The sequence below is a fragment of the Rhodanobacter lycopersici genome (assembly GCF_040812335.1).
In the GTDB taxonomy this organism is placed as follows: Bacteria; Pseudomonadota; Gammaproteobacteria; order Xanthomonadales; family Rhodanobacteraceae; genus Rhodanobacter_A; species Rhodanobacter_A lycopersici.
This window is the reverse complement of record NZ_JBFOHK010000002.1, coordinates 1-12,938: the sequence shown is the minus strand read 5'-3', so window position 1 is coordinate 12,938 and position 12,938 is coordinate 1. Positions and strand designations below refer to the sequence as shown.

General features: G+C 67.8%; 13 protein-coding genes. 7 read left to right on the top strand and 6 right to left on the bottom strand.

The genetic code is table 11. From position 1 onward, the window contains the following. The first annotated feature begins 27 nt into the window (after positions 1 to 27). From coaBC to ABQJ54_RS07060, 3 genes are read left to right on the top strand one after another with little or no spacing between them, the layout of a single operon-like run. The gene (gene coaBC / locus ABQJ54_RS07070; RefSeq protein WP_367853593.1) at positions 28 to 1,233 is read left to right on the top strand and encodes a bifunctional phosphopantothenoylcysteine decarboxylase/phosphopantothenate--cysteine ligase CoaBC; all 1,206 of its coding nucleotides are present in this window, start codon (positions 28 to 30) and stop codon (positions 1,231 to 1,233) included. Between the two features lie 8 nt (positions 1,234 to 1,241). Next, positions 1,242 to 1,697, top strand: a complete 456-nt coding sequence (dut, locus tag ABQJ54_RS07065) for a dUTP diphosphatase (RefSeq protein ID WP_367854406.1) — start codon at positions 1,242 to 1,244, stop codon at positions 1,695 to 1,697. A 58-nt stretch (positions 1,698 to 1,755) separates the two neighbouring features. Further along, positions 1,756 to 4,113 (top strand): phosphomannomutase/phosphoglucomutase, encoded by a 2,358-nt coding sequence (locus tag ABQJ54_RS07060; protein ID WP_367853592.1) that lies wholly within the window; start codon positions 1,756 to 1,758, stop codon positions 4,111 to 4,113. A 197-nt stretch (positions 4,114 to 4,310) separates the two neighbouring features. Here ABQJ54_RS07060 and ABQJ54_RS07055 read toward each other — a convergent pair whose 3' ends face one another. The 3 genes from ABQJ54_RS07055 to ABQJ54_RS07045 all read right to left on the bottom strand — a co-directional run bounded on the left by ABQJ54_RS07055 (position 4,311) and on the right by ABQJ54_RS07045 (position 6,201). Then, positions 4,311 to 4,958 (bottom strand): DUF4124 domain-containing protein, encoded by a 648-nt coding sequence (locus ABQJ54_RS07055; protein ID WP_367853591.1) that lies wholly within the window; start codon positions 4,956 to 4,958, stop codon positions 4,311 to 4,313. A gap of 95 nt (positions 4,959 to 5,053) precedes the next feature. Then, positions 5,054 to 5,701: an orotate phosphoribosyltransferase gene (gene pyrE, locus ABQJ54_RS07050; RefSeq protein ID WP_367853590.1), complete on the bottom strand. Its 648-nt coding sequence runs from the start codon at positions 5,699 to 5,701 to the stop codon at positions 5,054 to 5,056. 11 nt (positions 5,702 to 5,712) lie between these two features. Continuing rightward, a complete protein-coding gene (locus tag ABQJ54_RS07045) occupies positions 5,713 to 6,201 on the bottom strand; it encodes a GNAT family N-acetyltransferase (RefSeq protein ID WP_367853589.1) in 489 nt (162 codons plus the stop codon). 37 nt (positions 6,202 to 6,238) lie between these two features. Between ABQJ54_RS07045 and ABQJ54_RS07040 the strand changes: the two genes are divergently transcribed. The 3 genes from ABQJ54_RS07040 (at position 6,239) to ABQJ54_RS07030 (ending at position 8,669) form a co-directional block, all read left to right on the top strand. Further along, positions 6,239 to 7,006, top strand: coding sequence for an exodeoxyribonuclease III (locus ABQJ54_RS07040; RefSeq protein ID WP_367853588.1), 768 nt, complete (start codon positions 6,239 to 6,241; stop codon positions 7,004 to 7,006). Continuing rightward, positions 6,954 to 8,249 carry an AmpG family muropeptide MFS transporter gene (locus ABQJ54_RS07035; protein ID WP_367853587.1) on the top strand — a complete coding sequence of 432 codons (1,296 nt, stop codon included), beginning with the start codon at positions 6,954 to 6,956 and terminating at the stop codon, positions 8,247 to 8,249. Before ABQJ54_RS07040 ends, ABQJ54_RS07035 begins: the two co-directional genes overlap by 53 nt. A gap of 120 nt (positions 8,250 to 8,369) precedes the next feature. Continuing rightward, positions 8,370 to 8,669, top strand: coding sequence for a hypothetical protein (locus ABQJ54_RS07030; RefSeq protein WP_367853586.1), 300 nt, complete (start codon positions 8,370 to 8,372; stop codon positions 8,667 to 8,669). 6 nt (positions 8,670 to 8,675) lie between these two features. Here ABQJ54_RS07030 and ABQJ54_RS07025 read toward each other — a convergent pair whose 3' ends face one another. Together ABQJ54_RS07025 and ABQJ54_RS07020 are read right to left on the bottom strand one after the other, a co-directional pair. Continuing rightward, positions 8,676 to 9,794 (bottom strand): anhydro-N-acetylmuramic acid kinase, encoded by a 1,119-nt coding sequence (locus ABQJ54_RS07025; protein WP_367853585.1) that lies wholly within the window; start codon positions 9,792 to 9,794, stop codon positions 8,676 to 8,678. A gap of 13 nt (positions 9,795 to 9,807) precedes the next feature. Further along, a complete protein-coding gene (locus ABQJ54_RS07020) occupies positions 9,808 to 11,250 on the bottom strand; it encodes an OapA family protein (protein WP_367853584.1) in 1,443 nt (480 codons plus the stop codon). Positions 11,251 to 11,432: 182 nt separating this feature from the next. Between ABQJ54_RS07020 and tyrS the strand changes: the two genes are divergently transcribed. After that, entirely contained in the window at positions 11,433 to 12,644 is a 1,212-nt protein-coding gene (tyrS, locus tag ABQJ54_RS07015; protein WP_367853583.1) for a tyrosine--tRNA ligase, read from the top strand. 104 nt (positions 12,645 to 12,748) lie between these two features. Here tyrS and ABQJ54_RS07010 read toward each other — a convergent pair. Further along, positions 12,749 to 12,938 (bottom strand): hypothetical protein (locus ABQJ54_RS07010; RefSeq protein ID WP_367853582.1); only part of this gene is annotated, 190 nt, incomplete at its 5' end.

The following is a 12,938-nucleotide window of genomic DNA, read 5'->3' as shown; positions in this document are numbered from 1 at the left end:
TCTGCCCGTACGTCAGGCCCTGCCTACATGAGTCTTGCCCAACGCCGCATCCTCCTGGGAGTGTCCGGCGGCATCGCCGCCTACAAGTCCTGCGAACTGGTTCGCCGCCTGCGCGAACAGGGCGCCGAGGTGCGCGTGGCGATGACTGCGGGCGCCGGGCACTTCGTGGGCGCGGCCACCTTCCAGGCGCTGTCCGGCCAGCCGGTGCGCAGCTCACTGTGGGACGAGAGCGCCGAAGCCGCGATGGGCCACATCGAGCTGGCGCGCTGGGCCGAGCGCATCCTGATTGCGCCCGCCAGTGCGGACATCCTCGCCAAGCTGGCTCATGGCCACGCCGACGACCTGCTCACCACGCTGTGCCTCGCCAGCGCCGCGCCGCTGTACGTGGCGCCGGCGATGAACCAGCAGATGTGGGCGCACCCGGCGGTGCAGGCGAACCTGGCCCTGCTGCGCCAGCATGGCGTGCAGGTGCTCGGTCCGGCGGCGGGCGAACAGGCCTGCGGCGACGTGGGTTCGGGCCGCATGCTGGAGCCGCATGAGTTGCGCGATGCGCTGGCGGCCTCGTTCGGCAGCGGTGTGCTGGCCGGGCTGGAGGTGGTGGTCAGCGCTGGCCCGACGTTCGAAGACATCGACCCTGTGCGTTTCATCGGCAACCGCAGCTCCGGCAAGATGGGTTTCGCGGTGGCGCAGGCCGTCGCCGAGGCGGGTGCGCGGGTGACCCTGGTGGCCGGCCCGGTGAGCGTGGCCACGCCGTCCGGCGTGGCCAGGCGCGTCGATGTGCGCAGTGCGGCACAGATGCAGGCGGCGGTGCTCGATGCCTGTGCGCAGGCGCAGATCTACATCGGTGCGGCCGCGGTAGGCGACTACCGGCCGGCAGAGGTGTCGGAGCGCAAGCTGAAGAAGCAGGCTGGTGCAGACCTGGTGCTGCAACTGGCCGAGAACCCCGACATCCTCGGCAGCCTCGCGGCGCGCCCCGCGCATCCCTTCCTGGTCGGCTTCGCCGCCGAAACGCACGACGTAGCGCATTACGCGCAGGACAAGCTGCAGCGCAAGGGCCTGGACATGATCGCTGCGAACCGTGTCGGCGGCGGGCTGGGTTTCGAGGCCGCTGACAACGCGCTGGACGTGTACTGGGCCGACGGCATGCTGGCGCTGGCGCGCGCCGGCAAGGCCGAGCTGGCACGGCAGTTGGTCGCCTGCGTGGCCGAGCGCTATCGCGCGGTGCGCGGATGAGCGCGGTGATGCTGGACGTCGAACTGAAGATCCTCGACCCGCGCCTGGGCGACAGCATCCCGTTGCCCGAGCCGGCCACCACGGGCAGTGCCGGCATGGATCTGCGCGCCGCGCTCGACACGCCGCTCACGCTGGCGCCCGGCGAGAGCGCCCTGGTACCCAGCGGCATCGCCATCCACATCGGCGACCCGGGCTGGTGCGCGCTGATCGTTCCGCGCTCCGGGCTGGGTCACAAGCAGGGCCTGGTGATGGGCAACCTGATCGGCGTGATCGATGCCGACTACCAGGGCCCGCTGATGATTTCCTGCTGGAACCGCGGCCGCGGGCCGGTCACCATCGGCGTGGGGGATCGCATCGCCCAGTTGCTGCTGGTGCCGGTGGCGCAGGCGCGGCTGAACATCGTGGATGAATTCGCGCCGAGCGTGCGCGGCACGGGCGGTTTCGGTTCGACGGGCATCAAGTGATCCGGTCCGACACGTCGAACCGGATGGGGCGGATACCTGTGGGGGGCAGGGGGTGGCGATGAGTGACATAAACGGATCGCGTTCGCGCACGCAGCCGGACTGGCGTCGTCTGTGGCCGCTGGCCATCGGCACGCTGCTGCTGCTGCTCGGCGTGTTCTGCGCCTGGCAGACCTGGCTGATCGCGGACGAGGGCAGCGCGGCGGCGCGCGTGCAGCAGGCGCGGGATGAAGCCGTGCAGAAGCTGGCGCAAACGGTCGCCGTGCAGCGCACCGTGGTGGCGAAGGCGGTGGCGTCACTGGATTCCGCCACGCTGCAAGGCGACCACGCCTTGCTGGTGGCGGCACTGCATGCGCGGTTGCCGCAGGCGCTGCAGCTGGACGTCTACAGCGGCAGCCTCGACGAAGTGGTGCACGCGAATTTCCGCGAGTTCGGCTACGCCAAGGCGGCGCAGCTGATGGCCGCGCAGACCGACGACGGCCTGCCGCCGGTGCAAAGCGTGTCGCACGGAGTGGGCGACCGTCGGTTGAGCCTGGTGCTGCCGCTGGGTTCGACGCAGCAGGCGCGGGCCTGGCTGTGGGTGGAGCTGCCGTTCGCGCCGGTGCAGCAGGCCTTCGAGACGGTGCCGCCCGCGGGCGGCCGGCTGGACCTGCGCCAGGGCGACGCCAGCACCGACATGCGCATTCTTTCGCACGGCAGCGCCGCCGCCGAGGCGGAGCCGATCGCCAAGGCGGTACCGGGCAGCGCGTTCAGCGTGGCCGCAGCCCTGCCCATGGCCTTCATCGTGTTGCCGCGCTCGTGGCCGCTGACGGCGCTGCTGGCGCTGGCCGGCATCGGCGCGGGGCTGTACCTGCTGCTGTGGCGCATGCGACGGCGCGACGTGCCGCTGGCCGAGCAGGATATCGATATCGAGGAGTTCAAGTTGTCCCAGGAAGCCGCCCGCAAATCCGCACCGCCCGAGCCGGTGCTCGCCAAGCTCGCGCCTGCATCCGCAGCCGCGCCTGCGACCGCTCCCGCGGCCAGGGATGCGTCGAGTGTCACGGTCGATCCGACGATTTTCCGCGCCTACGACATTCGTGGCGTGGTGGGCAAGACGCTGACGGCCGACGTGGCACGCCTGCTGGGCCAGTCCATCGGCACGCTGATGCGCGAGCAGGCCCTCACCGAGATCGTGGTGGGCCGTGACGGCCGCCTGTCCGGCCCGGAGCTGGCCGGCGCACTGGCCGATGGCCTGCGTGCCGCCGGCATCGACGTGATCGACCTCGGCGCGGTGCCCACGCCGGTGGTGTATTTCGCCGCGTATCACTACAACACCGGCTGTGGCGTGGCGGTGACCGGCAGCCACAACCCGCCCGACTACAACGGCTTCAAGATCGTGATCGGCGGCCAGACGCTGTCCGAAGGCGCGATCCAGGACCTGTACCGGCGCATCGCCGAAAACGCACTGGAGCGCGGCGGCGAAGGCAGCCTGCGCCAGGTCGACGTGCTGCCGGACTACCTGGAACGCATCGTCTCCGACGTGCAGGCCGAGCGCCGCCTCAAGGTGGTGGTGGATTGCGGCAACGGCATCCCCGGCGCAGTGGCGCCACAAGTGCTCTCAGGTGTCGGCTGCGAAGTGGTGCCGCTGTATTGCGAGGTGGACGGCACGTTTCCCAACCACCATCCCGACCCTTCCGATCCGCACAACCTCGAGGACCTGATCCTCGCGGTGAAGCAGACCGGCGCCGACCTCGGCGTGGCCTTCGACGGCGACGGCGACCGCCTCGGCGTGGTGACGAAGGCCGGCGAAATCATCTTCCCGGACCGCCTGCTGATGCTGTTCGCGCGCGACGTGCTGGCGCGCCAGCCGGGCGCCACCATCATCTACGACGTGAAATGTACCGGCCATCTCAAGGGCCAGATCCTCGAAGCCGGCGGCAGTCCGCTGATGTGGCGCACCGGCCACTCGCTGATCAAGGGCAAGATGCGCGAGACCGGCGCGGAGCTGGCCGGCGAGATGAGCGGCCATTTCTTCTTCAAGGAGCGCTGGTACGGTTTCGACGACGGCATCTACGCCGGCGCACGGCTGCTGGAGATCCTCGCCGGCGACCTGGAGGAGCGCACGCCGGAGGAGATCTTCGCCACCCTGCCCAAGGGCGTCTCCACGCCCGAGCTGAAGATCGAGCTGGCCGAGGGCGAGCACTACCGTTTCATGGAGCGCTTCCGCGCCAGTGCGAACTTCGGCGATGCCACACTGATCACCATCGACGGCGTGCGCGCCGACTGGCCGGACGGCTGGGGACTGGTGCGCGCGTCGAACACCACGCCGGTGCTGGTGTTGCGCTTCGATGCAGACACCTCGGTGGCGCTGCAGCGCATCCAGCAGGCGTTCCGCGAGCAGTTGCTCGCCGTCGATCCAGCGCTGAAGCTGCCGTTCTGAGCCGATCTTGCACAGCCGTCATCCTGGCGGTTGTGCAAGTCAGCGAGTCCGGTGCATGTGCGCATGCCATCCGCGGCATGTGTCCTTCGGACCACCCAGGTCTGTCCAAATCCGTTTCCGACGGGTTTGTCCGGACTGCTTCCGCCATCAAGCACGCATGTGCTTGATGGCGCGCTGCAGATCCCCGCGCAGCCGCTTCAGGGTTGCTGATTCTGCGCGGCCCGCAGGGCGCGGTAGCGCGCCAGTTGTTGCGCCTGCGCCTGTGCGGCCTGGTCGCGCTGCGCCTGCTGGTGCTGCAGCAGCGCTTGCAGGTCGCTCACCACGCCGCGTTGCTTGGCGATGCCGTCCTGCAGGAACTTCGGCAGTGACTGCTTGTTGTGCTCGAACTCGGCGGCGCGGCCCAGCAGTTCGGTCAGGGCCTGCTCCTGGCTGCGCAGGTTGAGCTTGCTGGTGTGGATCTGCTGGTCCATGTTCGCCAGCGCCTGCTGCAGCGAGGCCTTGTACGAAGTCTCGTCGGGATAGGCAGCCAGCATCTGCTCGTCGGCGCGGGCCCGGTCCTGGGCGGCGCGCTGGGCGGCGGCCTGCTGCGCGGCCTGCTTCTGCGCGGCGGCGCGTTCCTCCGGGCTGAGCTGGCGCTGCACGTGCTGCACCACCAGGCCCTGGTCGTTGACCACGTCGTAGCCGTACTTGATTGCGTCCTGGGTGAGGCTGTCGCTGAAGTGCGGCAGGCCCTTGCCGTCCACCCACTTGTAGCGCATCCCGTTGTTGTTCGCGCGCTGCTGGGCGTGCACCGCCGCGCTGGCGAGCAGCGTGGCGGCGATCAGGATGGATAGTGACTTGCGCATGGATACCCCCTCGGCGGAAGTATAGACGCCGCGGTGCGGCGCATGTCCACGACGGGAGATCCGTCGCCGCAGGCTGTGACCGGGTTCGCCCGTGGCTAGCCGTTCACGCCATAGCGTTCGCGGTAGGCGAGCAGGCGTGCGTGTTCGGCGGCGAGTTCGGGGCGTTCGTTCGCATAGGCCAGCACGTCGGCGAGGCTGGTGATCGCGATCACCGGGATGCCGTAGTCGCGCGCCACTTCCTGTGCAGCGGAGAGATCGCCCTGGCCACGCTCCTGCCGATCCAGTGCGATCAGCACGCCGGCCGGTTCGGCGCCATGCGCGCGGATCAGCGCCAGCGACTCGCGCACCGCGGTGCCGGCGGTCATCACGTCGTCCACGATCAGCACGCGGCCCTTGAGTGGCGCGCCTACCAGCACGCCACCCTCGCCATGGTCCTTGGCCTCCTTGCGGTTGTAGGCCCAGGGCAGGTCGCGGTCGTGCCGGTCGGCCAGCGCGATCGCGGAGGCGGCGGCCAGCGCGATGCCCTTGTAGGCGGGGCCGAACAGCATGTCCACGGCGATGCCCGCGTTGACCAGCGCGGCGGCGTAGGCGCGGCCCAGCCGGCCCAGCGCAGCCCCGGAATCGATCCGTCCCATGTTGAAGAAGTACGGGCTCTGCCGCCCGGACTTCAGCGTGAATTCGCCGAAGCGCAACACCTCGCGCTGCAAGGTGAGCTCGATGAAGTCGCGCTGGTAGTCGTGCATGGGAGTCCTCGTCAGGGAAGGGCGCGCCACAACAGGTGCTGCGGCCCGGAGCGGCCGCCATGGTACAGCGTGCCGCTGTCCACGAAGCCTGCGCGGAGATACAACGTCAGCGCGGCGGTGTTGTCGCAGTTCACCGTGAGCACGATGCGGCGCGCCTGCGGATGACGTTGCGCCAGATCGGCCAGCAATGCGTCCATCGCGATCACGCCGAGCCCGCGCCCCTGCCAGGCGGCATCGAGCTGGAACGAGCGCAGGCCGAGTGCATCGGCATCGTCGTCGCGACCGGTGAGGCTGCGCGCGCTGTGCTCGATGCGGTAGTAGCCGATCGGCGTGTCGCCGAGCAGGATCGCCATTGGCTCGCTGCCGGGGCATTGCTCGGCGTCGGGCAGGGTGCGCGCGGGTGGGCTCACGAAGCCTTCCTGTTCCGGCCCTACATGCAGGTGCAGCACGGCTTCGCGCAAGGCAGGCGTGACCGGGCAGACGCGGAGGGTGATGGGCATGGTTGCTATGATGCCTGCATCGTCCAGGGAGTCGCGCATGCGCATCATCAGCTTGAACGCCAACGGCATCCGCTCGGCCGCGACCAAGGGCGTGTTCGAGTGGCTGCGCCAGCAGCGGGCCGACGTGGTCTGCCTGCAGGAGACCAAGGCGCAGGAAGACCAGCTCGCCGACCCGATGTTCCGCCCCGACGGTCATCACTGCTTCTATCGCGACGCCAGTACCAAGAAAGGTTATTCGGGCGTGGCGATCTATGCGAAGCGCGAGCCCGACGAGGTGCGCACCGCACTGGGCTGGAGCGCGTTCGACGACGAAGGCCGCTATGTCGAGGCGCGCTTCGGCAAGCTGAGCGTGGTGTCCTTGTATGTGCCGTCGGGTTCCTCCGGCGAGGAGCGCCAGCAGTTCAAGTTCGAGGCGATGGACTGGCTGGCGCCGATTCTCGGCGAGTGGCTGGGGAACGGTCGCGATTATGTGCTGTGCGGCGACTGGAACATCGTGCGCAGCGAGAAGGACATCAGGAACTGGAAATCCAACCAGAAGAACTCCGGCTGCCTGCCGGAGGAACGCGCCTGGCTCAACGGCCTGGTCGAGCGCGGCTGGGTGGACAGCTACCGCACCCTGCATCCCGAGGGCGAGGACTACACTTGGTGGTCGAACCGCGGCCGTGCCCGCGAGAACGACGTGGGCTGGCGCATCGATTACCAGCTCGTCACGCCCGCGCTGGGCAAGCGGTTGAAGCGTTGCGCGATCTATCGTGACGAACGTTTCTCCGACCACGCGCCGTACACCGTCGACTATGCCGACTGACGGCGCAGCCATCGCGCCGGGGCGCCGCTGGCGCATCCTCAGCATCGGCCTGCTGGGCTTCGCCTCCGGCTTGCCGCTGGCCTTGACCAACCCGACCCTGCAGGCATGGTTCACCACCGCCGGCCTCAGTCTCAGGGACATCGGCTGGATCACGCTGACCGGCACGGCCTACGTGTTCAAGTTCCTCTGGGCGCCGCTGCTCGACCGTTTCCAGCTGCCCTGGCTGGGACGCCGCCGCGGCTGGATCGCCCTGATGCAGGCGATCTGCGGCTGCGCCCTGATCGCGATGAGTTTCCACACGCCGCAAAAAGCGGCGGCCATGCTGGTGTTGCTTGCCGTACTGGTGGCGTTCTCGTCCGCCACCCAGGACATTGCCTACGACGCCCATCGCACCGACCTGTTGCGACCGGAGGAGCGCGGCTGGGGCATCGCCTTCATGCAGGGTGGCTACCGTGCGGCCATGCTGGTATCCGGTGCGCTGGCGCTGATCCTGGCCGATCACCTGGGCTGGGCATGGGTGTATCGATTGATGGGTGCGCTGATGCTGGCGGCGATCCTGGTCACCGCGACCTCGCCGGAAGCGCCGGACGAGCAGCCTACGCGCAGCTTCGCCGAGGCGGTGGTGCAGCCGTTCATGGACTTCTTCCAGCGCTATGGCGTGCTGGCGCTGGCGTGGCTGGCGCTGATGGTGCTGTACAAGCTGTGTGACGCGTTCGCACTCTCGCTGTCCACTACCTTCCTTTTGCGCGTGCCGCAGTTCTCGCTGACCCAGCTGGGTGCGATCAACAAAACCTTCGGCCTCGCTGCCGGCCTGTGCGGCGCGCTGGCGGGGGGCTGGGTAGTGACGCGGATGCGGCTGTTTCCCGCACTGCTGCTGTTGGGTGTGCTGCAGGCGCTGGTGAACCTGGGTTACATCTGGCTGGTGCACAGCGGCCCGGACCTGTTGGCGCTGGCCGTCGTGGTAGGTGCGGAGAATTTCTTCAGCGGCCTGGGCAGCACCGCCTTCGTGGTGCTGGTGACGGCGCTGTGCAATGTGCGCTACTCGGCCACCCAGTACGCGCTGCTGTCCTCACTGGCGGCGGTGGGACGGGTATTCCTGGGGCCACTGGCGGCGTGGCTGGTGCCGCAGGTGGGCTGGTCGAATTTCTTCGCGATCACCGCCTTGTCGGCGCTGCCCGGCCTGCTGCTGATATGTGCGCTGCGTCGTGCGATCGGTCGCGCCGAGCTGGTGCGGCCACACTGAGAGCCTGTTCACGCTCTGGCTGCGGCACAGGCCACGAATCGGCATGGCAAGACTTGTGCGGCATCTTTGCGCCGGAGATGATCGCGGCGCAGGGGTGCGCCGCGCGCAAGGAGCCGACGAATGCCCGATCTCGTGATACGCCATGTCGATCATCTGCTGGCCGAACGCATCCAGGCGTTCGCCAAGAACCACCAGTGGAGCGTGAACGAGGTGCTGCTGCACGCGCTGCGGCGCGGCCTCGGTGCCGCCGAGAATGGCCTGCAGACCGAGACCCTGATCGATACCGACGAGCTTGCCCTGCTGGCCGGCCAGTGGAATGCGGCCGAGCAGGCGGTGTTCCGGGAAACCGCGCAGGCATTGTCGACCGCCCGCAGCGACCCGCTGGTGCCAGTCCCGCGCGAGGCGAGTCTGTTCGAGTGAGTCGGCTCAGCGTGGTGCGGGGTGGATCGCGCCGAGCTGGCGCAGCCCGCGCGCACCGGTGACCGCGGGCAGGTTGCCGGGCAGGCCGCGCAGGCGCTGCCGGGCCAGCCACGCGAACGCGACGGCTTCGAGGAAATCCGGGTCGACGCCGAACTTCGCTGTGCTCGATAGCGGACGCGGCGCCAGCAGCAAGGCGAGGCGGCGCATCAGCGCGCCGTTGTGCACGCCACCACCGCAGACCAGCACGTCTTCCGCATCCGGTGCATGGCGTGCGATCGCTTCGGCCACACTGCGCGCCGTGAGTTCCAGCAGCGTGGCCTGCACATCGGCCGGTGCCAACAGGGCCGCCTGCGGATGCGCAGCCAGCCAGTCGAGATGGAAGTGCTCGCGGCCGGTGCTCTTGGGGGGCGCCAGTGCGAAATAGGGGTCGGCCAGCAGTGCGTCGAGCAGTGTGGTGTCGATCCGGCCGCTGGCGGCATACAGGCCGTCGCGGTCGAATGGGGCGCCATGGTGGCGCAGGCACCACGCGTCCATCAGGCCGTTCGCCGGGCCGGTGTCGAAGCCGATGACACCATCGTCGGCGCCCAGCACGGTGATGTTGGCGATGCCGCCGAGGTTGAGCACCACACGGGCATGGCCGGGATGCGCCAGCAGCATCGCATGCACGGCTGGCAGCAATGGCGCGCCCTGGCCGCCGGCAGCCATGTCGGCGCGACGGAAATCCGCCACCACGTCGATGCCGCAGCGTTCGGCGATGGTGGCGGGATCGCCCAGTTGCAGGGTGAAGGGGTGTTCGCCGGTGGGGCGGTGACGCACGGTCTGTCCATGCGAGCCGATCGCGCGCACGGCGGCAGCGGGCGTACCGCTTTCCTCGAGCAGTGCGAGCGCCGCCTCGGCGAAACCATGGCCCAGCGCGATATCCAGCCGCCCGAAAGCGTCCAGATCGATGGCGGCTTCGCCTTGCGCCACGGCGAGGATCTGCTCGCGCCGTGCCGCTGGCCACGGATGCACGCGTGCGGCCACCAGGCGCGGACGTTCGTGCTCGAACGACACCAGGGCGGCGTCGATGCCATCGGCGCTGGTGCCGGAGATCAGGCCGAGGTAGAGCGACGGTGCATCACTCACGCGGTCGTGGCGCTCAGTTGTCGGTATTGGGCGTGTTGCTGCGGGCCAGCTTGATGCGCTGGTCGATCTGTTCCAGCCGCGCCAGCTCGGGCTTCACCACGGTGGCCTTGAACTTCGCCATCTGGGCTGCGGGCAGCGGCTCGGGCTTGGGCAGGGTCACCGTCTGCGGGTTGCGCTGCACGCCGTCCACGCGGAATTCGTAGTGCAGGTGCGGGCCGGTGGCGAGACCGGTCATGCCGACATAGCCGATGATCTGCCCCTGCTTCACGTGCTGGCCCACGCGTTCGCCGGCGGCGAAACGTGACATGTGGCCGTAGGCGGTGCTGATGTCCTTGCTGTGCTGGATCAGCACGAAGTTGCCGTAGCCACGTTCCCAGCCGCGGTACTTGATCACGCCATCGCCGGCGGCATGGATCGGGGTGCCCATCGGCGCGGCGTAATCTACGCCCTTGTGTGCGCGCATGCGGCCGAGGATCGGGTGCATGCGCGCGGCGGTGAAGGTGGAGGAGATCCGGGTGAAGTCCACCGGAATACGCAGGAACGACTTCTGCAACGGACGGCCATCCTCGCTGAACCAGCCGTAGCTGCCGTCTTCCTTCTTGAAGCGGTAGGCCGTGTAGCGCTTGCCCTGGTTCACGAACTCGGCGGCCACGATGTCGCCTTCGCCGTAGCGGGCGCCGTCGCGGTAGATGTCGTCGTAGATCACGGTGAAGCTGTCGCCTTCGCGCAGGTCCTGCACGAAGTCGATGTCGTACTTGAACAGGTCGGCCAGCTTGCCCACCATCAGGGCGCTGAGGCCGGCCTGGTCGCCCGCGGCGTAGAGGCTGCTGCGGATCACGCCATGCGCCACTTCCTCACGCACATCCATGTCGCGCGGCTGCAGGGCGAGTGTGGGTTGCGGACCATCGAGGCGCACGATCGCGCGGTTGGCCTGGTCCTTGTCGAAACGGAAACCGCGCAGGCTACCGCCGGGGCCGAGCAGGAAGTCGAATTCCTGACCGGGGTGGATGTTGTGCAGCGCGGACTTCGCGTCGCCGGCGGCGTCCATCACCTTCTGCAGATCGGTGAGGCTGAGCCCGCGGCCACTGAAGATGTCCGACAACGTCTGCCCCGGCTGCACCCGCACCACCTGCCAGTCGTCCACGGTGGAAACCGCCGGATTGACCGCGGGCAGCTTCGGCAGCGGCAGCGGCAGCAGGGTATGCGCTTCCGCCGTGGGCGCGGGCTTCATCGCGGTAGCCCAGGCCGGCATGATGAAGCCGGAGAGCAGCGTCACCATCAGTGCGGTGCCGGCCAGCACCCAGCGTTCGCGATGCCAGTGGATCGGCGTGGTGGATTCCGAACGGTCGAACGACCAGTGCGCACAGCGTTCGTAGAAGTTGATGTGCCGGCGCTGTGCCTTGCGGCAGATGGCCTGCTTGCGTGCACGGAGCCCCCCCCGGATTTTTCCACTCATGCTGCGCGAGCCTCGTCGTACAAAGTAACAAACCCGCGTACCATAGTCGTCGTGTGACAAGTGCGTCAATGCCTTTCCCATCAAGGGTTTGCGCTGGGTTTTTGGTTAACGCACAATTAACGCTGAAACGTGATTGCCATCCCGTGAATGGCTGTCATGGCAACCATAACCCCGAGGGATGCATGAACGAACCCGAGCAGGCGCTGGCCGCGATCGCGCGCGGCGCCGACGAAATCATCAAGCGTGAGGATCTGCTGGAGCGGCTGAAGAGCGGCCGTCAACTGCGCATCAAGGCCGGCTTCGATCCCACCGCGCCGGACTTGCATCTCGGCCATACCGTGTTGCTCAACAAGATGCGCCAGTTCCAGGACCTGGGGCACCAGGTGATCTTCCTGATCGGCGACTTCACCGGCATGATCGGCGACCCCACCGGCAAGAACGTCACCCGCAAGCCGCTCACCCGCGAGGATGTGCTGAAGAACGCCGAGACCTACGCCGCGCAGGTCTACAAGGTGCTCGACCGCGAGCGCACCGAAGTGCGCTTCAATTCCGAGTGGTTCGGCAAGATGGGCGCGGCCGACATGATCAAGCTCGCCGCGCAGCACACCGTGGCGCGCATGCTCGAGCGCGACGATTTCGCCAAGCGCTATGCGGCGCAACAGCCGATCGCGATCCACGAGTTCCTCTACCCGTTGGTGCAGGGCTACGACTCGGTGGCGCTGGAGTGTGACGTCGAGCTCGGTGGCACCGACCAGAAGTTCAATCTGCTGATGGGGCGCGGCCTGCAGGAACACTTCGGGCAGAAGCCGCAGATCGTGCTGACCATGCCGCTGCTCGAAGGCCTGGACGGTGTCAACAAGATGTCGAAGTCGCTGGGCAACTACATCGGCATCGACGAGCCCGCGATCGACATCGTCACCAAGACCATGAAGATCGACGACGCATTGATGTGGCGCTGGTTCGAGCTGCTCAGCTTCGAAGTGTCGCTGGACGAGCTGGCGCGCCTGAAGCGTGAGGTGGAAAGCGGTGGGCTGAACCCGCGCGACGCCAAGCTGCGCCTGGCGCACGAACTGGCCACGCGCTTCCACGACGCGGCGGCTGCCGAGCAGGCCATTGCCGGCTGGCATGCGGTGGTACGTGGAGAGGGTGACACCTCGCTGCTTCCACTCAGCGAGATTGCGGCGCCTGTCGAGGGCCTGCGCTTGCCCGCGCTGCTCACCGCGGCGGGACTCACTGCCAGCAACTCCGAGGCGAACCGCAAGCTCAAGGAGCGCGCGGTGCGCATCGATGCGGAAGTGGTGGAAGACGCGCAACGCGTATTCACCGCCGGCTTCGAAGGCGTGCTGCAGGTGGGCAAGCGCAACTTCGCCAGAGTGCGGTTGACCGGCAGTTGAGCGCTGCGCGTGACCTTGCAGGAATGTTTCGCGCAGGATCAGAGGCTTGTGCGAAAGAGTGAGAGTTTTTCGAAGAAATCGCTTGCCAAGGTCCGGGTGCCTCCCTAGTATTCGCCGCCCCGCTGCTGCATCGGCACGGCGCCCCAACAGCTCGCTGAAATCAAATCTTCACGAGACTGTTGACGGCCTGAAAGAACGATGTAGAATGGGCGGCTCACCGGGACGAAATGTCCCCTGGCGGAAGGTTCCGCGGTGAAGTGATCTTTGACAGTGTGCACAGGTGAATTGTGTGGA

Bases quoted from the DNA above. Each gene is read 5' to 3' on its own strand.
- tyrS (WP_367853583.1), top strand. From the start codon at position 11,433: ATGAACGAACCCGAGCAGGCGCTGGCCGCGATCGCGCGCGGCGCCGAC.
- ABQJ54_RS07020 (WP_367853584.1), bottom strand. From the start codon at position 11,250: ATGAGTGGAAAAATCCGGGGGGGGCTCCGTGCACGCAAGCAGGCCATC.
- ABQJ54_RS07040 (WP_367853588.1), top strand. From the start codon at position 6,239: ATGCGCATCATCAGCTTGAACGCCAACGGCATCCGCTCGGCCGCGACC.
- ABQJ54_RS07030 (WP_367853586.1), top strand. From the start codon at position 8,370: ATGCCCGATCTCGTGATACGCCATGTCGATCATCTGCTGGCCGAACGC.
- dut (WP_367854406.1), top strand. From the start codon at position 1,242: ATGCTGGACGTCGAACTGAAGATCCTCGACCCGCGCCTGGGCGACAGC.
- coaBC (WP_367853593.1), top strand. From the start codon at position 28: ATGAGTCTTGCCCAACGCCGCATCCTCCTGGGAGTGTCCGGCGGCATC.
- ABQJ54_RS07045 (WP_367853589.1), bottom strand. From the start codon at position 6,201: ATGCCCATCACCCTCCGCGTCTGCCCGGTCACGCCTGCCTTGCGCGAA.
- ABQJ54_RS07060 (WP_367853592.1), top strand. From the start codon at position 1,756: ATGAGTGACATAAACGGATCGCGTTCGCGCACGCAGCCGGACTGGCGT.
- ABQJ54_RS07055 (WP_367853591.1), bottom strand. From the start codon at position 4,958: ATGCGCAAGTCACTATCCATCCTGATCGCCGCCACGCTGCTCGCCAGC.
- pyrE (WP_367853590.1), bottom strand. From the start codon at position 5,701: ATGCACGACTACCAGCGCGACTTCATCGAGCTCACCTTGCAGCGCGAG.